Source organism: Desulfovibrio cuneatus DSM 11391, assembly GCF_000430005.1.
Taxonomy (GTDB): Bacteria; Desulfobacterota; Desulfovibrionia; order Desulfovibrionales; family Desulfovibrionaceae; genus Frigididesulfovibrio; species Frigididesulfovibrio cuneatus.
Window position 1 is genome coordinate 22692 of sequence record NZ_AUCY01000013.1, and the last position, 23064, is coordinate 45755.

Consider the following 23064-nt stretch of genomic DNA (forward strand, 5'->3'; position numbering starts at 1 on the left):
GCCTGATGCCCTAATGGTGAAAGCTGGGAAAGAAAGTGTGGCAGCGTCTTTTCCAGAAGCAACCCGGCACGCAAGCCTTTATGGCTGCACAAATCAGGCAGAAGGAACAACGCCTCCCCCTTACTTGCCGTTGCTCCTTCATTCCCCAGCCGGAGGCTTTCTCCGGCCCAGCGCACAAGCGCATCTGCACTGGACACAACGCGCGTTCCTCAACACGTGGCCAGTGCTCTCCTCAAAAAAAGCAGCGGACCCCCTTCCGCTGCTTTTTTTTATTCTGCGCCCTGCCGCCCCACTGTTCACATTTCCCCCACATACACAGCCAAAACACAGCCCGCGGCAAGGTTCGTATGGGCTATTTTTAGGCAAGTCTCCTTACCTTACGTCATAAAACAGCAAAACAGCCGGAAATGCCCATTCCCGGCTGTTTTTGAGTGTGGCCTTCACTTTGTTCTTTGTACAACGTAAAAAATGCCATTACCCTCATGCAAACCTGTGTTGCCTGGGCAATTCTGTACGTATGAACGTCATCAGGTGCAGCAAAACTGCCCATAGGCATGGGGCCATTACGGGCGGCGTTATAGCAAACAGGTCACCTGTAGTAATACCGCCTTTACCCCATGCAGCAGGCTGTCAGCTTCATGCATTTTGCCGGAAGGCCTGACACGGAGTTCGTGGGGCGCAGCAGTGGTGGCAATGTTCATGGTTGGGCTTTGCTCCAGCAAAAATTCTTCGCCTGCCACCACGGTTCCGTCTGCAAGAACAAAGTGCGGCAATTCTCCAATTTCGTTGCCTGCAAAATACGCCCCCATGGTCACCCTGCCCCCGTCTTCTGATTCAATAAACAGGTTGTCCCCCTGCCGGGAAAACCGGGCCGCCTGTGCCTCAAAGTCAAGATGCAGGCCCCCTTCAGCCGGGCTTTGAAAGCCAACGTGTACCCCGGCCACTGGCAGGCTCAGGGTGAGGGGCGTATACTCTAATAATTCTGTCAGAGCATTCCATGCTGCTATGGAAGGGAGCGAATTTTCGACTAATTCAGTCTGGATATTATTTTCAGCCGGGGGCTGATCATTGCGTGGACCCATACAAAACTCCTGGAATGTAGACCAAACAGTGTGCACCATTTCGCGCATTCACCACTTACTACAAACAAAAATTACGTTGTGTCACAGCGTGAATACTGTTGTTTATCCCGCTATATTTCCTTGAACTGGCATACAATACCCGCAGTGGCAGGTATGTTTTTTCTGAACCATTGCTGACCCATACCCTGTATGCTTTACAGCACCAAGAAATGCATGAGTTATAGTATATACTTACCATGATAATTTACTTTGGCAAGGATAAACAATAAAAATACTGTGTTAGAAATACAAATTGACTATACTGCTATCAAAAAAGATACTGTTCTCTCAATTGGTTATGGCACTGTTTCCACGGCAGTAAATTTGACACTACTGGTTCGATTTGAAGCACCCCAGGAATAAACCCTTTGTGTAATAAAAAAATCCTGCCGTTCAGAACACTGAACAGCAGGATGCATAGCCTGGAACCGCCTCAGGGCGGGATTGGTACTTATGGAAACGAATAACTGCTTGCTCCCAAAAAGTCCTTTAATCAGTAGTTCCTTATAATACACAAGAACGTTGCACTATCACACGTTGGAACATGTTTCCATTCAAACGGCAATTGCTCTGCTACAAATTCTTGGCGTACCACGCCCCGGCCTGCAACATACCTTGTTCCACCGTAAATTCCGGTTCAAAGCCCAGCAGGGTGCGGGCCAGGGTTATGTCTGCCAGGGAGTGGCGTACGTCGCCCTGGCGGAATTCGCGGTATTCCGGCTTGGCACCTGCCACCGCCGGGTTGTGGCGGGCAGCTTCCGTGCGCAGCAGGGCAAACAGTTCATTCAGGGTGGTGCGCTCGCCCACAGCCACGTTGTACACCTTGTTCAACGCTTCAGGATTTTCCGCACAGGCAGCCAGAATGTTGGCCTGCACGCAGTTATCAATAAAGCAGAAATCGCGGGAAGTTTCGCCGTCGCCATTAATGTACACCTGCACACCTTTCAAAATGGCGTCAAACCACAGGGGAATGACCGCGGCATAGGCCCCTGCCGGGTCTTGGCGCTGCCCGAAAATGTTGAAATAGCGCAGGCCAATGCTGTTCATGCCATAGGTGGTAGCGAACACGTCGGCATACAGTTCATTCACATACTTGGTAACGGCATAGGGCGAAAGGGGCTTGCCAATGCGGTGTTCCTGTTTGGGCAGGGTGGGTTCGTCGCCGTAGGTGGAACTGGAGGCAGCATACACAAAGTTCTTCACCTTGGCGTCGCGGGCAGCTACCAGCATGTTCAGGAAGCCGTCAATGTTATTGGCATTGGTGAAAATGGGTTCATCAATGGAACGCGGCACAGAACCAATGGCCGCTTCATGCAGCACATAGTCCACCCCTTTGCAGGCAGCGTGGCATGTTTCCAGGTCGCGAATGTCGCCTTCAATAAAGGTAAAACGGCTGAACGCTTCGGCCCCCACGGCAGCTTCCACCATGACCAAGTTTTTGCGGTAGCCTGTGCACAAGTTGTCCAGCCCGCGCACCGTTTGCCCGGCCCGCAGCAATGTTTCCACAAGGTTTGAACCAATAAAGCCTGCGGCACCAGTAACAAGCCATGTTTTGGGGGACGTTGCAAGACGCTTTAGTGTTGAGGCATACACAGACATAACACCCTCTTTCGGTTGGGTTGGAGTTCGTTTACGACGGGTAGTTGAAAAAGCACAGCACGCAATAAGTGCGCTTGCAAAAGCGCCTCGCCTAGCGTGTTACTTGCCGCTACAAAGGCAACGTTCCTGGCTTTTCATGTTTGGCTACCCTGGTATCCAGGCAATTCAGGAGTTCTATTTTGACAAGCACAGCACAGTGCTATAAAATTGTGCTACAATCCATTTCAACCAGCACACAGCTTGGCCTTATGTACCGCATTACGGCATGGGGCATGCCCCGCAGGGCGCTGTGTGTTCTGCATACTCGCAGTGGGCTACAAGAGCAAGTGTTTTATGCACACGTTGCCGGGTACAGGAGTTTTTTCATGCAAGCCACTTTCTCCCATTTTGCAGGGCGCCGGGTTCACCTTGGGGTGTGCGGCTCTGTGGCCGCCTATAAAGCCGTTGAACTGGCCCGGCTGTTCCAAAAGGCTGATATGTTCGTTTCCTGCACCCTTACGGATGCCGCGTGCCAGTTCATAAGCCCCCTGACCTTTGAAGGCATTGGGGCTTCCCCGGTGTATACCAAAATGTTTGACGATACACAAAACTCTTGTTTTTCCCATTTGGACCCCGGGTTTATGGCAGACGTGTTCGTTCTTGCCCCGGCCAGCGCCACCACCTTGGCCCGCCTTGCCACTGGCATGGCAGAAACCATGCTGGCAGCCCAGTGCCTTGCCTTCCATGGCCCGCTGGTGCTGGCCCCCGCCATGAACCCGCGCATGTGGGCCCACCCCGCCACCCAGGCCAATGTGGCCTTGCTGCACCAGCGTGGTGCCACGCTGGTTGGCCCTGCCGGGGGCAACGTGGCCTGCGGGGAAGAAGGGGTGGGCAAGCTGGAAGACATTCACACCATTTTTTTACACACCCTAAAGGCCCTTGCCCCCCAAAACCTTGCAGGCAAAACAGTGCTGGTTACCCTTGGCCCCACCAGGGAACAATGGGACGGCGTGCGCTTTTGGAGCAACCCTTCCACCGGGCACATGGGTGGCGTGCTGGCCCTTGCGGCCTGGCTGCGCGGGGCAAGCGTTGTGGCTGTGGCTGGCCCCGGCACCCCTGCCCTGCCCAAGGGCATTCACACCGTGCCCGTAACCTCGGCCAAGGAAATGCTTGAAGCGGCTGAAGCCCACTGGCACAAGGCAGACATAGGCATATTCACTGCCGCAGTGGCAGACTTTTCCCCCGTTCCCTTTGGGCCTTCCAAGTTTAAAAAGGCCACGGCAGGGCAAGACCTTACCGTGCAGTTTACCCCCAACAAAGACATTCTGGCCACGCTTAGCCTTGCCAAAAATTCGTCCCAGAAAGTGCTGGGCTTTGCGGCAGAAACGGAAAACCTGGAAGAGCGCACACGCGGTAAACTGCACGCCAAAAAGGCCCACCTTATGGCAGGCAACACCGTTGGGGAACCCGGCTCCGGCTTTGGCAGCGCCACAAACACCATGTTTGTGGTAGACGCCAACGGCAAGGAAGAGCACTGGGAAAACACGAGCAAGGCAGACATTGCCTGGAGGCTGTTAGATTGGCTCTTAACTCTGTAACACTTATGGAGCTGCTTCGGCCCTGGCGCGGCGCAGGTATAACACACCTGCTGGCCCTGCCCGAACCCGGCGACCCCACCCCCGAAGAACTTGAGGCCCAAGAGCAGCCCCAGGCCCTTGAGGCTGGCCCTGCGGGGCACTTGGTTCCTGCCGCTGGCCCGGTTAGCCCTGTGGGTATTGAACATACCCCACCTGGGCTTGCTCCCACTTCCCCCACCCCTTCCCCCCCGGCCAATGCCAAGGAAGGACGCCCTATTCCCAGCCACCTGTTGCCCCCCCAGCCAGCCAGCCGTGGGCAGCAGCCCCAAGGGCACGGTGCAAGCAGCAGGCTGAACGCCCCAGGGCAGGTGGAAGCCACCCCCGACACCGCGCACCCCGCAGCACAAGCCTTGCCTGCCCCCAATACAGAGCTGCACACCTGGCCAGAGTCCTGGCAAGCGTTATGGCAGCGCACCCGGCCTGCTTCCATTGTGTGGTCTTACCCGGCACTTTCCCAAGACCTTGCCGGGCAAGGCAGCCCGGAACGCTCTCAGCTTATGCGCGGGCTTATTGGCAGCCTGGCCCTACCCAAAGGTTCCAGTGCCTTTTGGCCTCTTACAGCCCACCAGGACAGCGGCACCTGCCACATGCCCGCAGCCTTTGCTGGGGCTATAACCCGCCTTGCGCCGCAGGTTGTGGTGTTTATGGGGGCCTCAGCTTTGCCACTTTCCGGCTTTGCCCTTACCCTTTCCTTCCCGTTCACCCAGCAAGTTCTTGGGGGCAAGATGTTTTTGCTGCTGCCTGAAACGGAAACCCTTATTGCTGATGCCGCTGCCAAAGCCCGCGCCGCCGCCTTCCTGCGGGCCCAGTTTGCATCCATTCCTTCACTCTTTTTTACCAAAGGTTAATCGTATGCATGTGCTTGTTACTGGTGCTGCTGGTTTTATTGGATTCCATCTTTCCCGCTGCCTGCTGCAGGAAGGGCACACCGTTGTTGGCATTGACAACCTCAACGACTACTACTCCCCTGCCCTGAAGGAAAGCCGCCTTGCCCTGCTGCGCCCCTTCCCCAATTTTTCCTTTGAGCACATGGACATGGCCAATACCCCGGCCATGCAAGCACTGTTTAGCAACAATGCGTTTACCCACGTGGTCAACCTGGCGGCCCAGGCCGGGGTGCGCTACAGCCTTGAAAACCCCCTTTCTTATATTCAGGCAAACCTTGTGGGTTTTGGCAACATTCTGGAAGGGTGCCGCCACTCAGGCGTGCAACACCTTGTGTATGCCTCTTCCAGTTCCGTTTACGGCATGAACAAAAAAGTGCCCTTTGCTGTGGAAGACAGCGTAGACCACCCTGTTTCTTTGTATGCAGCCACCAAAAAGAGTAACGAACTTATGGCCCACTCCTACAGCCATTTGTACCGGCTGCCCACCACAGGGCTTCGCTTTTTCACGGTATATGGCCCCTGGGGCAGGCCAGACATGGCCCTGTATATTTTCACCAAGGCCATACTGGAAGGCAAGCCCATTCCCGTATTCAACCACGGCAACATGCAGCGCGACTTCACCTACATTGACGACATTATTGAAGGCGTTGTGCGTGTTATGGGGGTTATTCCCACCCCTGCCCCCCAAGGCACCCCCCTTACCCCGGCGTGCAGCACGGCTCCGTTTACCGTGTTCAACATTGGCAATAACAATGCAGAGCCCCTTGGACGCTTCATTGAAGTTCTTGAAGATGCCCTGGGCAAAAAAGCAGAAATCACCTACCTGCCTATGCAGAATGGCGACGTGGAAGCCACCTATGCAGACATAACCCACTTGCAAAAAGTAACGGGGTTCACCCCTAGCACGACACTGGAAAAAGGTATTCCTGAATTTGTACGCTGGTACAGGGAGTACCATACGATTTAAGCATTCCGGCAGAACAACTTCATGCTTTCAACTGCTAAAAAGCTCATGTTTCACGTGAAACATGAGCTTTTTTTGTTCCAGTAATACATCATGTTTCACGTGAAACAAAGGAAAACACATTGACGCTACGCGCATTCTCACGTACAAGCAAATCGTAGCAAATGGTCAGTGACCCGACAAAACCAACATATTGGGGGCAACTGTGGCTCGATTAATTGCAATAGCAAACCAAAAAGGCGGCGTTGGCAAAACAACTACGTCTATTAACCTGGCAGCCTCACTCGCTGTTATGGAAAAAAGGGTGCTGCTTGTTGACTGTGACCCGCAAGCAAACAGCACCAGTGGGTTGGACGTGCAGGTGGGGGAATACTCCCTTTACCCGTGTTTTTTTCAGCCAGAACTTACCGAAAAAGCCATACGCAAAACGCACAGCCCATTCCTTTCAGTACTGCCTGCAACCACAGACCTTGTGGCTGTGGAAATGGAACTGGTAGATAAAATTGGCCGTGAATATTACCTGGCAGAAGTGGTGAAAAGCGTAGAACACGCCTATGACTACATTATATTTGACTGCCCGCCTTCACTCGGCTTGCTTACCTTAAATGCCCTGTGTGCAGCAAAAGAACTGCTTGTGCCCTTACAGTGCGAATTTTTTGCTCTTGAAGGTATTGTTAAATTGCTACACACCTTTGAGCTGGTAAAAAAACGCCTGAACCCGGACATTTCCCTGCTGGGTGTTGTGCTTACCATGTACGACATTCGCAACAAATTGACGAAGCAAGTAAAGAATGAAGTGCGCCGCTGCTTCCCTGACCACTTGTTTGAAACCGTCGTGCCGCGCAACGTGCGCCTTTCTGAAGCGCCAAGCCACGGCAAGTCCATTATCCATTACGACATCAAGTCCAAAGGGGCGGAAGCGTACCTTGCCCTGGCAAAAGAAGTGGTGTTACGCAAACCCAAGAAAGAAGGCTAGCGCGTACCGCATAGCCTTCATTATATGTTGGCACAAGCCCTATTGGGCTACGTAAACACAGCAATACGGAAAAAGAAAATGAGCGTTTGCGCGTGGCTGTGGCGAGTTTGAACAGCGCCAGAAAAAAAGGCACATGGCCAAATAACGCCACATGCCTTAAGTAAACACCTGAACCACCATTTCACCCCCAGTATGCGCAGCATGCACACACTAAGGGCAGGTAAACCAGCTCATTCCCCGGCAAAGCAACTAACTGGCAGTGCGGGGAGTAGCTTCAAAACACACATGGTCCTTAAAATGCTTTTTCCGCACAATAGCCCCGCACGATTTACACAAAAATACCACAAGGCCCCCAAGCTGGGCACTTTTCAACACAAAGGGGTGCTGCGGGTCTTCCTGCCAGTTTTCGGTACTGGCGCCACAATTTTTACAACTAACTGAAGCTTCCACCGGGTACTTGAAATCCCAGTATTGCAAAAAACTCTCCCAAGCTTCCAGGGGTTCCTGCAATTCAGGCTGTGGTTCAAGCTGGGCAAGGGCGGCCTTCAGTACTGGTTCCAGGCGCGGCCCTGCCACCCGCCACAGCTCAGGGCTCAGCAAAATGCCGTGCAAGGCACCTTCGGCATCATACAGCGGCAGTACATGACGTGATTTTCCCATGGCACTTCCTTTTTTCTAGAGACGTAACACTTGCAACGGTGCCCCGTTGTTCCCCCGTCCACTTTCGCTCTCAGCGAAAGTGTGGTGGCAAGGATATTTCAAACCCTTGCAGAGCAATCAGCGCATTTCATTCGTTAATTACTCTAGGGTGGAGGTTATGGGAAAATATGTCAAGGGGAAAGCCGCGCTGGCTTTCTATGAAGATTTTTAAGGAGTTATTATGAAAACAGGAACACACGGCCTTGGTAAAGGCCTGGGCGCACTTATTCGCGAAACAAGCATCACGGCCCAGCCAGAAGATGTACGCACCCTGCTGCTCAAAGATATTACCCCAAACCCCAACCAACCGCGCCGCACCTTTTCCGAGCAGGCATTGCAAGAGCTGGCTGTTTCCATACGGGAACAAGGCTTGCTCCAGCCCATTCTGGTGCGCCCGTTGGCTACGGAAGCTGGCCTACCAAAATATGAAATTGTGGCGGGTGAACGCCGCTGGCGTGCTTCCAAGCAGGCCGGGCTGGTAGAAGTACCCGTTATTGTGCGCTCATTTACCGACAAAGAATGCCTAGCAGCCGCCCTGGTAGAAAATATTCAGCGGGAAAACCTGAACCCCATGGAAGAAGCGGAGGCCCTGAACAGCCTGAAAACCGACTTTTCCCTGAGCCAGGAAGAACTGGCAGCAAACCTTGGCAAAAGCCGTTCTGCCATTGCCAACAGCCTGCGAATGCTCTCCTTGCCGCAGTGTATTCGGGCCGATGTTGCCGCAGGCAAACTCACCTCCGGCCATGCCCGTGCCCTGCTCAGCATAACGGAACCTGCTGCCCAGGCTGCACTGCATACCCTTATTCTGAACAACGAGCTTACCGTGCGGGAAGCTGAAGGCCTTGCTGCCCTGTGGAAAGAAACTGGCACCCTGGCAGTGCCCACCACCGCTAGGCCTGCTGCCCCTGGGGCAACACAAACCACTGCAACACAGGCCCCAGCCCCCAAGGCCACTGTACGCCCGCAAAGCGCTGTGCTGCTTGCCGCCCAAACCCGCCTTGGGCAAGCCCTTACCTTTGCCGTGAAAATTTCGGGCAAAGAAGAAAAAGGCAAAATCACCATTGCCTACAATTCCAAGGAAGAACTGGAAGCTGTGCTGGCAACGTTTGAACAGCAAAAAGCACGCAGCGCGGAATAAGGTTCCACGCCATAGCCAGCACACCCTCTAGCGCATTTTACCTTTGAAACGTCGTATTCCTTTATGCCGAGCAGACATGAAGTACTTCATACAACGTTTTATAAGGACTCAATACAATGACACCCTTGGCGAGTGTCCGCTGCGCGTCCACAGAGCTTTTCAAAGTTGAAATGCTCTAGCCCTGAACCACTCTCCATTGATTTTTGAGGCACCATGAAAGCACACCAGAAACACACACCCGTACTCTCTCCTGCCAGCCTTGCCAAGCACTGTGAAACGCTGCACACAGGCCGCGTTCTTATTGTGGGCGACAGTATGCTGGATGAGTACCTTTACGGCACGGCAGAGCGTATTTCACCGGAAGCCCCTGTGCCCATTGTGCTTATTTCTGAAGAAAATGCGGTGCTTGGCGGGGCGGGCAATGTAGCTAAGAACATTTGCTCCCTGGGGGGCAAGGCCGTGCTGGTAAGCTGCCGTGGCAACGACACCGCAGGCACGGCCGTGCAAACCATGCTTGAAGAAACCGGCAGCACTGCCGACTTTATTATTACCGCAGAGCGCCCCACTACAGTAAAAACACGGGTACTGGCAGCAGGCCAGCAAATGCTGCGCATTGATAAAGAAGTGCCCCAGCCAATACATGAGGAACACACCCGCCAACTGCTGCAAAAAGTGGCTCTGCACCTGCCGGAAATACAGGCCATAGTGCTTTCCGATTACGGCAAAGGCGTTATTACCGCAGGCTTTATGCAGGGGCTGCATGCCCTTGTGGCCCAGCAAAAGCGGGTCATTCCTATTTTAGTAGACCCAAAACCGCAGCACATGCCCCTGTATGCCGGGGTAACGCTGCTTACCCCCAATAAAAAAGAAGCCGCAGCCCTGGCCGGAATGCGCACGGAAACCAGGGAAGAAATTTTTGCCACGGGCAAAGCCCTCATGCAGCAGCTAGGGTGCCCACAGCTTGTTATAACCCTTGGGCCGGAAGGCATGGCGGTGTTCAGCGATACAAACACCGTGCACCACATTCCCACCACCGCCCAAAGCGTTTTTGATGTGACAGGTGCAGGGGATACCGTTATAGCAACACTCAGCCTTGGGCTGGCTGCTGGCTATTCCCTGATTGAATCATGCATCATAGCCAATTATGCGGCAGGCATTGTTGTAGGGCACGTAGGGGCAGCAACAGCCACTGTGCAGGGCATTGCCCATGCCCTTACTGCATTGCCCTTTACGCCGCCACAAGCATGGGAGTAGCCTATGGGTGATTATTCCAGGTTTTCCCTTTCTTCCCGCCCACCACAAAACCGTGGTCTATACAAGGCGCTCGCCAAATGGCTGGCCTATGCCGTGGTTATTGGGGGTGTGGCTGTAGTGCTGCTGGGCCTTTTGCCAAGCCCACTGCACCACCTTATGGCAGGGGAATCAACCAAGGCCCTGTGGGCCCTGCGTGAAGCAGACCCCCGGCTGAAAGATACCGCAGCCCACATTCCCGTGTATGTGGTGCAAACTGGCTCCCGCCTTGATTTTGCCCTGCCCGCCTATGCCGTGGTCACAGCGCCGGAAGGCCGCTTTGCCATAGACTGGGGCAAATACTTCGGCTATGAGTTTATTTTACCCAAACCCTCCCGCCTGCCTGTGGCCTGGTCGTTTCCTGATTTTCCCTTTGATGCTGGGAACACAGCCACCACCGCTTCCCCCCTGGCCCCCGTGCCAAGCTCCCCTGCCAGCCCCCCTACCCCGCCACTGGAAGCAAACCGCCAGGCCCTGGTAAGTAATTCCCTGTGGTGCCTTGTGGGTTGGGGGCAGCCAGAACTGTATGGAACACAAGGTATATGGCATACCATGCCAGCACTTGCCATGCTCACCTCCCTGGTGGGTAGCACGGCTGCCCTGCATGTGGATATTTGGGAAGGCCCCATGGCCCCCAGCCAGAACATTCGGCGCTTGTACCTTACAGAAGCCGAATACATTACCCTGTGCCGCTATATTCAACAAAGTGTTGCCAAAGACGGCGCAGGTGCCCCGGTGCCCATGCTCATCAAAGGCTACGCCGATGTAGACAGCTTCTTTAAAGGCAAGGAACGCTTTGCCCCATGGCATAACGGCGTAAACTGGGTGGTGGAAGGCCTGCACACCATTAACGCCCCTACTTCCGTGTGGACTCCCGTGGCTGGCCTTGCCATGCACCACCTGCCGTAGGGGTAGTTTTTACTGGGGGGCGCTGCCTCCCCAATAAAAATCGCTACCATTCACCAAGCAATTGCGCTGTGCGGTTGCTCCAGCTAAGGCTATGAGCCAGTTCACCACCATGCTGACACAAACACAAAGCCCCACCCACCGCGCCAAGCTTACCCGCCGTGACCTTTTGGCCTTTGAGCAACGCCTGCTTGGTATGCTGCGCCAATTCATCACCTTCAGGTCACACAGTGTGCTGTTCCCCAGGGAACATAGCCACCAGCAACCAGTTTGGCTTGAAGAAGAGCAAAAAATACTGCTCCCCCTGCCAGCAGTGGAAGGAGGCACCCTTGGGGTGTTTCTGGCACGTAGGGTGGAACCACACGGTGCTGCCAGCCTGGTGGAACAATGGCCCAACCTTGCCCCCCTGATGTTGGAAAACTTGCTGCTGTATAAGCAAAGCCTGTGCGACCAAGCCACAGGCCTTTACAGCCGCCATTATTTAATGCAACGGCTGTGCGCTGGCATTGAATCGTTCCGCGAAGGGGCCAGCGGCCCTGCCCGAACCGAAGCGTTGACAGAAACAAAGCAGGAAGCCCGGGCAGGGGCAAAAGCCCAAAAACGGGAGAGTGTTACCGCCAGTAAAGGGAACGCCACCCCGCCGGAAACAGCACACCTGCAAAATGGTCTGGAAAATACCAAAGAAATGGGTACGGAACAGCCAACTGCCCCCCTGCCCGCTGAAACTGGCCTGCTGCGCACGGAAAACCTGGGTACTGCGTTCACAGCCCAGGGGTGCCTTGGTATTATCACAGTGCGTTTTTCCGGCCTGCGCGATGTGGTGCGGGAATTTGGCTACCAGTTTGCCGACACCCTGGTGGTTGAACTGGCAGACACCCTGCAAGCCAATGTGCCGGAACAGGCCCTGGCCACCCGCACAGGCGATATGGAGTTTGCGGTGTTGCTGCCTGCCACCACCCAAAAGGGCTGCCGGAAACTTTCCGTTAACCTTGCGCAAAATTTACGAAAAGTTACTATTGAACACCCCTTGCGCCGCAACCGCGTGGGGCTTGCTACAAGCATTGGCTATGCCCTGTTCCCACAAGATTCCGATGCATCCCTCGCCTTGCGCACCCCACACGACCAGGCCGCCATACTGCTGCGCCAAGCCCGGCTGGCGGCAGCCCTGGCTGATGAGCAACACAGCCTTGCCTCTACCCCGGAAGAAGGGGAACGGGTTATGGGCTTTAGCCGCATTCTGGCGGAAGGAGGGCGGGTACGCGAAATTCTGCCACTTTCCAGAGCAGTGGTCAGCCTTGGCAGCAACATGCACGCCCGTGAAGGCATGCGCTTTTCCGTGTGGTCAACCAACTACCCCGTACAAGGGGAACGCAGCACCAGCCCACTCCCCCCGCTGTATAAGGGGGAACTGGTACTTATGCAGGTGCAGGAAAACGCCTCCCTTGCCGAAATTATTCACGTGGGGGACCCTTCATGGCAGGTGGCCCCAGGCGACTGCCTGCGCCTGAGCCAGGACCAGCAATATTCACGCGCAGACAATGCCATGCATGGGCCAGACCCCATTACCGGGCTGCTGCGCCATGCCGATTTCCTGGCAGCCTATGCCAAACAGCGTGAAACATGCCGGGAATTTGGGCTGGTGCTCTTGCGCGTAACCCCGCGCCCCCAGGTTGAAGACGCAGGGGAAGCGGCCCTGTGGCATAACCCGGAAGAACTGATGGCAGAAGTGGCAAGACTGTGCCAGGAAGAGCTTGGCCCCGCACTTGGGGGGCGTTACGGCCTTACAAGCCTGCTCTACTTTCACCCCCACACAACACCGGAAGCGCTGGAGCCACTGTACAAAACCCTGGCAGAAACATTGCAAAAGCGCCTTCCCGTGACCACAGTCACAGGCATTGCTCATTTTCCCTTTTTGGAATACCGCAAGGCAGACACCCTGGAAAACTGCCAAAAAGCCCTGGAATACGCCATTCTGTTGCAAGAACCCCATGTTGGCATACTCGACTCCCTGGCCCTCAACGTGAGTGCCGACAGAATGTACAGCCAAGGCAACATTTTTGGAGCCATTCAGGAATACCAGAATGCCCTTATGGCAGATGAAAGCAACAGCATGGCCTGGAATTCCCTGGGCATTTGCCTTGCCAGCATTGGCCGCCACTGCGAAGCGGAACACCACTTTTCCAAGGCCTTGCACCACGCACCGGAAGAACCCATGACCCTGTACAACCTGGCCTTTGTAAGGCAACTACAGGGCAATGTGGAAGATGCCGTGAACCTGTATGTGCGTTGCCTGAACAAAGACCCTGGCCACCTGTATGCCTTGATACGCCTTGGGCAAATAGCGGAAAACGCTGGCGACTTTTACCAGGCACGGGCCCTGTATGAAGCCGCAGCCGCCCAGCCCGACGGCACAGGCATAACCCGCCGCCACTTTGCCCGCCTGTGCAGGAATGAAGGCAACCCCGACGAAGCCCGCGAACACCTGCATGAAGCACTGCTGGCCAACCCGCAAGACGCCTTTGCCATGCAACTGCTGGCCGGGCTTTACCTGGATGCAGGGGAAGACCCGGACCTTGCGGCCTCCTTCGCACGGCAAAGCGTTTCCTTAAGGCCGGAGTTGAAAACTGGCTGGCTGGAACTGGCCCGCGCCCTAGAAGCCCTGGGAAGCCTGCCAGAAGCGCGCGAAGCCCAACTTCAGGCCGAACGGTTGTAGGAGAGAAAAAAAATACTGAGAAACTATTGGGGAGGCAGAGCCTCCCCAACCCCCTGCACCAAGGGCATTATGCCCTTGGAACCCACAGCAGCATTTGCTTTCAGGCACAGCGGGAAAGCAAAAAAATACCAAAAAAGCCCCTGCACCAACGTGCAGGGGCTTTTTGTAAGTACCATGGAAAAATTACAATGTTACGGGGTTGCCAAGTAAAAAATGCCCCAAACATGCCTGCAATTTCACATAATCAATGGGTTTTGTCAGGTGCAGGTTCATGCCAGCGGCAAAACTTTTTTCCTGGTCTTCTACCTGGGCGTGGGCTGTCATGGCAATAATGGGCAAGGTGCAGCCGCGCTGGCGCAGTTCTTTGGCGGCACTCAGGCCATCCATTACAGGCATTTGAATGTCCATCAAAATTAGGTCAAACTGTCCATGTTCCCATGTGGCTACCCCCTCTGCTCCATTCACAGCCAAAGTGGGTACAATGCCTTCATCTTCCAGAAAAGCCATAATGATTTCCTGGTTCACTTCATTATCTTCCACCACAAGCACCCGCTTACCTGCATAAGTAGGCGCAGCCGGAGCTGAAATCGAAGCATTGGGCGCAGCACTGGCAACACCATTGGCAGCGGCAGGCACGGCTGCGGTTAACGCCTTGGCTGGGCCAGCGGGCGCCTGTTGCACCAATGGAAAAGTCACCTGCACATGAAACGTACTGCCCTTGCCAGGAGCACTGGAAAGCTGAATGGTGCCCCCCATATGCTCTGTAAGCATTTTGGCCAGCATAAGCCCAAGGCCAATGCCCCCATGGCGGCGGGTAAGGCTGCTATCTGCCTGGGCAAAGGACTGGAAAAGAACGCTTTGCTGCTCTTGGCTTATGCCAACGCCGGAATCTTGCACCATAATGGCAAGGGTCACTTCCTGCGTAGTGCTATGCAGCACATTCATGCTCAGGCGCACAAACCCCTGGTCGGTAAATTTCACGGCATTGCTGCAAAGGTTCAACAAAATCTGGCTGAAGCGTCTAATGTCCCCCAGCAACAAGGGCAAGTGCTGCACCTGTTCGTCAACTTTGGCAGTAAATACCAAACCTTTTTCGTTGGCGCTTGCTTCCACCACTCCAGCCACTACAGTAAAGGCCTGCATGGCAGTAAATGGCCGGGGGGTAAGGGTTACCCTGCCTTGCTCCATTTCAGAAAAATCGAACAGGTCGTTAATAATTTGCAGCAAAATATCGGCGGAAACCTGAATTTTGTGCAGCACTGGCTGAATATTCTCTGTGGGGGAAGATTCTAGGGCTCGCTTCACAAAGCCGAGAATGCCATTCATAGGGGTACGAATTTCATGGCTCATGCGGGCAAAAAACTCGCTTTTTGCCTGGGAAGCGGCTTCTGCCTGCTCCTTGGCTGCAAGCAGGGCCCGTTCATGGCGGCGCTGTTCACGCATGTCGCGCACGTAGCTGAGCAGGCATTCCTGCCCGCTATACTGAATAGCCACGTGGGTCAATTCACAGGGAATATGCGTACCCTGCGGGGTTATGAACATAACTTCTTCCCGCCATACCCCATTGCGGTGAATGCGTTCCTGAACAGCCCCGGCCTGCAATAACAGCAGGGTATGTAAATGGCTGTTGCGCAGGGCCTCTTCTTCCGAACCAAGGCCAAGCAGGGCAACGGCACCTTCGCTCACCGAAATAATGGAATTTTCCTTCCACACCACATACCCGTCCAGGGAAAGGCGGAAAACCGCATGCATAACCGCTTCAAGGTTACGCTTTTGCTCCAGCCCTTCTTCCATTTGGTTGGTGCGGTTATACAGTTCCGCCAAATGGGTGCTGAAGGTATCAAGCAATTGCACCACAAGGGCAATTTCCTGAATATACACATGGGGTGCAGGGGCACATTCCTTGCCTTCCCGCAGGGCCGCAAGTTTTTGCGAAGTCCAGCGCACCGGCACCGTTACAAGCCCGGTAACCAGAAAATAATACAGCAGAAAAACAACCGCAGTGGCCCCAAGGAACCACATGGAGAAAAACCGCAGTTCTTCCCCGGCGTCTATAATAGAGCGCAACAGCGTAATAATGGAACTTTCAGTACCACCAGCAATATTTTCCCGCAAAAGTACGAGTTTTTCGTCAACAGTTTCCCAAAAATCCTGGGCAAGTTGCGCTTGTTCACCAATTTTTGCCAGTAGTTCTATCCTGGCCTGGATGGCATATACAGCTTCACTCAGTTGGGGTTTTAATGCAACTTCCAGCCCAGGGCTTGTGGACACAATATTGTTGAAAACACGGCGCAACCCCTGTACCAGAGTTTGGGTTTGGCTGTTTTCTTCCTCCAGGTTAAACTGGCGGTGGGCAATGGTAAACATTACCCCGCGGGAGCTTATTTGGAACAGGAAATTGATGTCGTCCCTGTTCATGGCTTCATTGCCAAGCACAAGCACAGCCTTGTGGTACGTTTTTTCCAGTTCCGCCACCTGGTTCCATTGCTTGTCCAGGTCGTCAAGGGAATCAGCAAGGCTATTAATATCTGCCATGGTTTGTACAAGCATGGCAGAAAAAGTGCTGTCGCTGGCGCGGGAGTTACGCTTCACCAAATCTTGGGCAGTAAGGCGCAATTCTTTGCGCTGGGAAATACTGGGAGAATGGTTCAGCACTTCAGCAATGCGGCGCAACGCACTTAAGGTAATAAGGTCGCGCTGGCTTTCCATAAGCACGGGCATACGTTCTTCTTCAATGGAAGAAGCGTTCTTTTCAATGGCAGTTATATGACGCATGCCCGCAAAATAAGCCCCAAGCACTACGGCAAGGAGCAAAAGCAGGCAAAACGCATTGAAAAATCCAATGCGTATGCGAAAGGGGCGTAAGGAGGAAAAAAGGGCCATGGCACTCTCTGGCTAAAAAACACGGGGAAAAGCAGAGCAAATTCCCCTTGAAACGCTGGGGACAAAGCAATATACCCCAAAAAAAACAGTCCAACAAGAAATAAACGAAGACGAGGCGTTTGGCAACAACTTGAAATAAATAAATCAGTAATATCAATATTGTGCTATAAAATTCATTCCCCTATGCCTCAAAAATGAATTCATAGTTATTGGTATTGCCTCAGGAAAGCTGCCTATTATGCAAAATGAGGGTTGAAAAAACAGGAGGCACTTGTGCACGGTAATGCGTGAAAAGCTTTCCATAGGAGTAACCTCATAATAGTATTGGAAATCAGCGGTCCTCAGGTTTACGCTGGTGCACGGAAGTACGGCACACCACCATGCAGGCTACTTCAACCGCACCGGCCCGCAGCAGGGCCTTGGTGGCAGCCCGCAGGGTCTCCCCTGTGGTGCTTATATCATCCACCAGTACCACCTTGTGCCCGGCAACATGCTTTGTTTCCGGCACATGAAACACGCCCTGTATGTTTTCCTTACGGGCAGCACGGGGCAGTTGGGCCTGCGGGGTGGTGGCCCTGGTGCGTTCCAGCGCTTCAGGAAGGAGCAAAGGCCGAGCTCGTTCCGGCCACTGGCTATATAATGCCTTGCACAGCTCATACGCCTGATTATAGCCACGTTGCTGCAAACGGTGGGCATGCAGGGGCACCGGCACCAGCCGGGTGTACCCCACAGGGGCAGGCCCCTGCCTGGCCAGCACTAGTCCTGCCAACGGGTTGGCAAGCACCAGTTTTTCCTGAAACTTGAAGGAAAGCACAAGACGGCGCAACAGTCCTTCATAAGGGGCAAAAAACGTAAAGCTGCTCCATGGCGGGGGCGATTGCACACACCTGCCGCACGGCGCAGGAGGCAATAGGGGCCAAGCGGCTATTTCACCGCACAAGGGGCAATACCCGGTACACAACACAATAAGCTTTTCCAGGCAGGCAGGGCAAAAATACTGGCTTGTGGCATGACCACTGCTCCCATAAGGAACAAACGGCGCAGAACAGGCTGCGCAGCGCTTTTCCGCCCATACCCCGTGCCACACGCCGTGCCCCGGCATATGCTTACCCTTTTATTTCTTGCATGGCAGGCAAGGCGTTTTCCCCATGCACCCCGGCAAGAAGGGCTTGGGCAGCCCTTGCAAAGTCCTGCACCTGCCCATTAATTTCAGCCTTGCTTGCAAGGTCATTTTTCCCATCTACCCCGCGCAGTTCAAGCCCACTGGCAAAAGTGAAGCCCATGGGCTTCAAGGCCCAGCGAAGGGTGCGTAGTGACCCGGAAAAGAGCTCTGCCCCGCGTTCCCGCCCTGCCACCAGAATGGTGAAAAAAGGACGAGGGGGGCAAACTACGGGGAGCACTTGGCCTGCCTCAGCAGCAAGGTACTGGCTCCAAAAGGGCTGTAACCTGTCCAGAAACCCTTTGGCCAGGGCGGGCAAGTGGTACATGTAAATAGGGGCAGTTATGCACACCCATGGCGCTTCCATAAGGGCATGCAGCAAGGGGGCGCTGGCATCGTTTTTGGCAAGGGGGCAGCCCAGCAGGGGGTGCCAGCCCTGGCCCGGTGTAAACAACGTGCCTTTTGCCGCGGCCACAGCACAAGCCCCGCACCCGTTGCAGGGAGTTATGGTGTGCTGGCGCAATATTTCTACCCGGCACGGCACCCCACCTTCCTGCATGGTGGCAGCAAACAGGGTGGCGGCAACTTCAGAATTGCCACCAGCCCGCGGGCTGCCGCACAGCACTAAGGGCAGTTGGTTAGATGTTGCTACTGCGTTGGTAATTTCTGCATTCGGCAAGGAAGATACTTTATGCATGAGCAAAGCTACCCGGCTGAGATGTTACTGAAAACGCTCAGTTTTTCGTTTGGCAAGGCACGAGCTATTTTTTAAACAGGAGTGGACTCTTCCGTCCTCGACTGTTTCAAAAATAGTGAGTAACACCGCCAAACGGAAAAATGAGCGTTTTCTTAGGCAAAATCACTCACATAGGGGTTGTTGCGCACCTCATCCCCAATGGTGGTAGAATCGCCATGGCCGGGGTAGGCAGTGGTGTTTTCCGGCAGGGTAAACAGCTTGGTGCGGATGGATTCCAGCAAGGTTTCTGTATTGCCGCCTTCCAGGTCTGTGCGCCCAACAGAGCGTTCAAACAGGGTGTCGCCCACAAACACCACGCTGCTTTTGGGGAAATAGAAGCACAAGCCACCCGGAGTGTGCCCCGGTGTGGCAATAATTTGGCATGTCTCCCCGCACAGCTCCAGGCTCCCTTCTGCCAGGGCCTTAGGCTGATACGCTGGCACTTTAGGAAAGCCCCATGCCCCGCCAGCGCCAATTTCCAGGCCCAGCAAATAGTTATCGTCTGCGTTGGCATAGCAGGCAGCGCCTGTGGCTTCCACCAGCTTTGCCACGCCATAAGTGTGGTCAAAATGCAGGTGGGTAAGCAGCACGTGGGTCAACTTCACGCCTTGTTGTTCCAGCAGGGCCAGCACCGGGGCCGGGTCGCCCCCTGGGTCTACCACCACAGCGCTGCTGGCGTTGTGCGCTACATAACAGTTTGTTTGCAAAGGCCCAAGGGGCAAGGTGTGAATGCAAAGCATGGTATGTTTTCCTATTTTTTACCTTTTTTTTCTAAGTCCTGAATGCGCATAGCAATAACCTGCTGGTTTGGGTAGGTATCGCGTATGCTTTCGTACAGGGCTTTGGCCTTGGCGAATTTTTCCTGTTGTTCATACACATCGGCCAAGGCAAAAAGCCCCAGCACCAGGTGTTCCTCGTTTATTTCCGGCATGGAAATAAGCGCTTCCAGGGTTTTTTCCGCTTTGGGCAAATTATCTGTCAGGGCTTCGGCAGTTGCCAGTTCATATTGGCACTCCACCTTGGTGGCCAGCTTTACCGGCAATTCAAGGCACAGTTCCAGGGCTTCCGTAGCCAGGGTAAAGTCCAGCCGCCGCAAATACGCACCAGAAAGGCTGATGTAGGCAGCGGCCTTTTCTTCTGCCGGGGTTTGGGGTTCTGCCACCAGCAACTCCCACAGCGTTATGGCCCTGGTATACTCTTTCAGGCTGGCGGCCACGTCGGCCAACTGAATTTGAATAATGCGCTTGCGTAAAGGGTCGCTGGCAAATTCTTCCAGCATAATTTCAAGGTAGGAATGCGCTACCCGCTTTTCCTGCCGAAAGTTCAGGGCAATGTCCAACAGGCGCTGCCACACGTACCAGCGCTTTTCATTTTCCTGATTCTTACGCAAAAAACGCTCATAATGCATTTCAGCATCAGCAATTTCTTTATGCTCGTAAGCCACCTCGGCAAGCTGGAAGTCGTTTTCCACCTCGGGCGTGCGGTTACACCCCCCGGCAAAAAACAACAGGCACAGCAAAGCACACCCAAGCAATACCCGGCCTGTACCCTGTGCTAATGAAAAATATGTAGATTGTGCAGCCATACGCGTTGCCTGGAAAAAAGATGGGGTATGAGAACTACATTGGGAGGCTCTGCCTCCCAAACCGACCTTCTCCGTTCGGGCTTCGGGGAAATGTGCGGGTCAGCAAAGCTCCCCGCACCCTTCGCCCTTACTCTACGGCTCGCTACGCTCGCGACTGCCGTCGGCTTAAAGGACGTGACGCCCCTTGACCCCCATTTTCGTTTCCTTTTTCCGCAAAGTGGAAAAAGGAAACGTAGATGCGGGATCCAAGGGCATCATGCCCTTGGCGGAGGGGTTTGGGGAGGCAGAGCCTCCCCAATAGTATTTCTTACTATTCAGCGGGAGTATCTTCTTCTATTTTGCCTTCTTCGGCATTGGCGCCTTCGTCTATGCGGTCAAAGGCAGCTACAAAGGCGTTGCCGTCCATGCTAACCAGACGCACGCCCTGGGTAGCGCGGCCTATTTCATTCACTTCACCCACGCTGATGCGGATTATTTTATTGTCTGAGGTCAGCAAGATGAGCGCGTCGGAGTCGCTCACTTCCAAAGCTCCGATAACCTGACCAGTTTTGGGAGTTGTCTTAAAGTTGATAACCCCTTTGCCGCCGCGGCTTTGCAGGCGGTACAGCTCTATTTTTGTACGCTTGCCATAGCCTTTGTGCGAAATGCTCATGATAGAGGCGTCTGCCCCTTCAGCCACCACTACGCAGGCCACTACGTTATCGTTCCCGCGCAGGGCAATGCCCTTTACACCGGAGGTGCCACGGCCCATGGGGCGTACATCCTTCAAGGGGAAGCGAATAGCAAGGCCGTCTGCCGTTGTGAGCACAATGTGGGCATCGTCCGATATTTCGCGCACGGTGATGAGTTCATCTTCCTCACGCAGGCCCACGGCAATAAGACCGCTTTTGCGGCTGCGGGCGTACAAGGATGCGCTGGAACGCTTGACCATGCCTTTTTTGGTGACGAACAGGAAGTACTTGTCTTCGGCAAATTCCCGCACGGTAAGCACGGTGGCCACAAACTCGTCTTTTTCCAGGGGCAAGAGGTTGGCAATGTGTGCGCCCTTGGCGGTGCGGCTGCCTTCCGGAATTTGGTGCGCCTTCAACTGGTGCATACGCCCACGGTTGGTAAACAGCAGCAAATACTGGTGGTTGGAAGTGGTCAGGAAGTCTTGAATCACATCGTCCTCACCTGTTTGCAGGCCGGCAATGCCTTTGCCGCCACGGCGCTGCTGCTGGTACACATCCAGGCTGGTACGCTTAATGTACCCGCGCCGGGAAAGGGTTATCACCACATCATCGTCGGGGATAAGGTCTTCAATATCAATGCCTGTAAGCGCATCCATTTCAATGGTGGTGCGGCGTGGTGTGGCAAAGGTATCTTTCAGTTCCTGAATTTCTTTGCGAATTTCATTACGCAGCACGTCTTCATTTTCCAGAATGCTTTTAAAGAACTCAATTTTCTTCAGGAGTTCTGCATATTCTTCAAGAATTTTTTCGTGTTCCAGGTTGGTCAGGCGCTGCAAGCGCATGTCCAGAATGGCCTGGGCTTGCACGTCGGAAAACGAGAAGCGGGTCATTAACCGTTCTTTAGCTTCTGGCGGCGTTTTGGAAGCACGAATAAGTGCCACCACTTCGTCAATATTATCCAGAGCAATGCGCAGCCCTTCCAGAATATGCGCCCGTGCTTCCGACTTTTTCAGGTCGTAGCGGGTACGGCGAATAACCACTTCCCGCCGGTGTTCCATAAAATGGAACAAGGCAGACTTCAAGTTGAGCAGTTGCGGCCTGTTGCCCACCACAGCAATCATGTTGTAGGCAAAGGACGTTTCCAGCGGGGTGTATTTATACAGCGAATTAATGACAATATCGGGTATGGAGCCGCGTTTTAAGTCCAGCACAATGCGAATACCGCGTCTGTCGGATTCGTCGCGCAAATCGGTCACACCGTCAATTTTACGCTCATTGACCAAAAAGGCAATTTTTTCCACCAAGCTGGATTTATTCAGGGCATAAGGAATTTCCCGAATAACAATGCTTTCCCCGCCCTTTTTACGCTGCTCTATTTCCAGCTTGCCGCGCACCTTTACGGAGCCACGGCCAGTGGTATAGGCATCTTCCAGGCCTTTGCCGGAAAACACAAACCCGCCCGTAGGGAAGTCTGGCCCTTTCACAAAATCCATGAGGTCATGCACAGTACATTCAGGCTCTTCCACCATGTGCAGTAATGCGTCGCACAATTCCCCAAGGTTATGCGGGGGAATATTGGTAGCCATGCCCACGGCAATGCCGGAAGTACCGTTAAGCAGCAGGTTAGGCACCTTGGTGGGCAATACGCTGGGTTCTTCCAGGGTGTTGTCGTAGTTGGGGCGGAACGCTACTGTTTCCTTATCAATATCTTCCAGAAACTCCCCGGCCAGCCGGGACATACGTACTTCCGTGTATCGCATGGCAGCGGCAGAGTCGCCATCGATACTACCGAAGTTACCTTGCCCGTCTATGAGCATGTCGCGCATGGAAAATTCCTGCGCCATACGTACCAGGGCGTCATACACCGCCGTGTCGCCATGGGGGTGGTACTTACCAATTACGTCACCCACCACCCTGGCAGATTTCTTGGGGGTTCGGTTGTAGCCGTTGCCAAGCTCATGCTGGGCAAACATAATACGGCGGTGCACAGGCTTTAAGCCGTCGCGCACGTCGGGAATGGCCCGGCCAATAATAACCGAAAGCGAATATTCCAGGTACGCCTTGCGCAGCTCTTTTTCTATATCCACCCCAGGGGTGGTTTCCAAACCCGTTTCCGGGGCG

General features: G+C 54.1%; 17 protein-coding genes. 8 read left to right on the forward strand and 9 right to left on the reverse strand.

Annotated features, from left to right (window positions below; translation table 11 throughout):
- Positions 1-575 precede the first annotated feature (575 nt).
- Both G497_RS0102895 and G497_RS0102900 read right to left on the reverse strand, forming a co-directional pair.
- The gene (locus G497_RS0102895) at positions 576-1082 is read right to left on the reverse strand and encodes a hypothetical protein (protein ID WP_027187022.1); all 507 of its coding nucleotides are present in this window, start codon (positions 1080-1082) and stop codon (positions 576-578) included.
- A gap of 612 nt (positions 1083-1694) precedes the next feature.
- Positions 1695-2720 carry an SDR family oxidoreductase gene (locus G497_RS0102900; RefSeq protein ID WP_027187023.1) on the reverse strand — a complete coding sequence of 342 codons (1026 nt, stop codon included), beginning with the start codon at positions 2718-2720 and terminating at the stop codon, positions 1695-1697.
- Positions 2721-3085: 365 nt separating this feature from the next.
- Here G497_RS0102900 and coaBC point away from each other — a divergent pair, with 365 nt between their 5' ends.
- The 4 genes from coaBC to G497_RS0102920 all read left to right on the forward strand — a co-directional run bounded on the left by coaBC (position 3086) and on the right by G497_RS0102920 (position 7163).
- Positions 3086-4297: a bifunctional phosphopantothenoylcysteine decarboxylase/phosphopantothenate--cysteine ligase CoaBC gene (gene coaBC / locus G497_RS0102905; protein WP_027187024.1), complete on the forward strand. Its 1212-nt coding sequence runs from the start codon at positions 3086-3088 to the stop codon at positions 4295-4297.
- On the forward strand, positions 4279-5184 hold the full coding sequence (locus tag G497_RS0102910) for a hypothetical protein (RefSeq protein ID WP_156907897.1): 906 nt from the start codon (positions 4279-4281) through the stop codon (positions 5182-5184). The genes coaBC and G497_RS0102910 overlap by 19 nt, the downstream gene beginning before the upstream one ends.
- Before the next feature lie 4 nt (positions 5185-5188).
- The gene (locus G497_RS0102915; RefSeq protein ID WP_027187026.1) at positions 5189-6190 is read left to right on the forward strand and encodes an NAD-dependent epimerase; all 1002 of its coding nucleotides are present in this window, start codon (positions 5189-5191) and stop codon (positions 6188-6190) included.
- A gap of 202 nt (positions 6191-6392) precedes the next feature.
- Positions 6393-7163, forward strand: a complete 771-nt coding sequence (locus G497_RS0102920) for a ParA family protein (RefSeq protein ID WP_027187027.1) — start codon at positions 6393-6395, stop codon at positions 7161-7163.
- Positions 7164-7412: 249 nt separating this feature from the next.
- Here the strand turns inward: G497_RS0102920 and G497_RS0102925 are convergent, their stop codons facing one another.
- Positions 7413-7823, reverse strand: a complete 411-nt coding sequence (locus tag G497_RS0102925) for a hypothetical protein (protein ID WP_027187028.1) — start codon at positions 7821-7823, stop codon at positions 7413-7415.
- A 220-nt stretch (positions 7824-8043) separates the two neighbouring features.
- On the opposite strand from G497_RS0102925, the gene G497_RS0102930 reads away from it, so the two are divergent.
- From G497_RS0102930 to G497_RS16420, 4 genes are all read left to right on the forward strand, one after another.
- Complete coding sequence (locus G497_RS0102930; RefSeq protein WP_027187029.1) at positions 8044-9000, forward strand: ParB/RepB/Spo0J family partition protein; 957 nt, start codon at positions 8044-8046, stop codon at positions 8998-9000.
- 213 nt (positions 9001-9213) lie between these two features.
- Positions 9214-10254: a D-glycero-beta-D-manno-heptose-7-phosphate kinase gene (gene rfaE1 / locus G497_RS16415; protein ID WP_084515942.1), complete on the forward strand. Its 1041-nt coding sequence runs from the start codon at positions 9214-9216 to the stop codon at positions 10252-10254.
- Positions 10255-10257: 3 nt separating this feature from the next.
- Positions 10258-11199: a DUF2459 domain-containing protein gene (locus G497_RS0102940; RefSeq protein WP_027187030.1), complete on the forward strand. Its 942-nt coding sequence runs from the start codon at positions 10258-10260 to the stop codon at positions 11197-11199.
- A 91-nt stretch (positions 11200-11290) separates the two neighbouring features.
- A complete protein-coding gene (locus tag G497_RS16420) occupies positions 11291-13909 on the forward strand; it encodes a diguanylate cyclase domain-containing protein (RefSeq protein WP_051257770.1) in 2619 nt (872 codons plus the stop codon).
- 183 nt (positions 13910-14092) lie between these two features.
- On the opposite strand, the gene G497_RS18880 is transcribed toward G497_RS16420, so the two are convergent.
- The 6 genes from G497_RS18880 to gyrA form a co-directional block, all read right to left on the reverse strand.
- Positions 14093-16792, reverse strand: a complete 2700-nt coding sequence (locus G497_RS18880) for a hybrid sensor histidine kinase/response regulator (protein ID WP_051257771.1) — start codon at positions 16790-16792, stop codon at positions 14093-14095.
- 331 nt (positions 16793-17123) lie between these two features.
- Positions 17124-17894 carry a ComF family protein gene (locus tag G497_RS16430; protein WP_051257772.1) on the reverse strand — a complete coding sequence of 257 codons (771 nt, stop codon included), beginning with the start codon at positions 17892-17894 and terminating at the stop codon, positions 17124-17126.
- A 4-nt stretch (positions 17895-17898) separates the two neighbouring features.
- Positions 17899-18648 carry a flavodoxin family protein gene (locus G497_RS16435; RefSeq protein ID WP_051257773.1) on the reverse strand — a complete coding sequence of 250 codons (750 nt, stop codon included), beginning with the start codon at positions 18646-18648 and terminating at the stop codon, positions 17899-17901.
- 152 nt (positions 18649-18800) lie between these two features.
- Positions 18801-19427 carry an MBL fold metallo-hydrolase gene (locus G497_RS0102975; RefSeq protein ID WP_027187031.1) on the reverse strand — a complete coding sequence of 209 codons (627 nt, stop codon included), beginning with the start codon at positions 19425-19427 and terminating at the stop codon, positions 18801-18803.
- Between the two features lie 11 nt (positions 19428-19438).
- The gene (locus tag G497_RS0102980) at positions 19439-20272 is read right to left on the reverse strand and encodes a tetratricopeptide repeat protein (RefSeq protein WP_027187032.1); all 834 of its coding nucleotides are present in this window, start codon (positions 20270-20272) and stop codon (positions 19439-19441) included.
- Positions 20273-20582: 310 nt separating this feature from the next.
- The gene (gene gyrA / locus G497_RS16440) at positions 20583-23048 is read right to left on the reverse strand and encodes a DNA gyrase subunit A (RefSeq protein WP_034636367.1); all 2466 of its coding nucleotides are present in this window, start codon (positions 23046-23048) and stop codon (positions 20583-20585) included.
- Between the last annotated feature and the right edge of the window lie 16 nt (positions 23049-23064).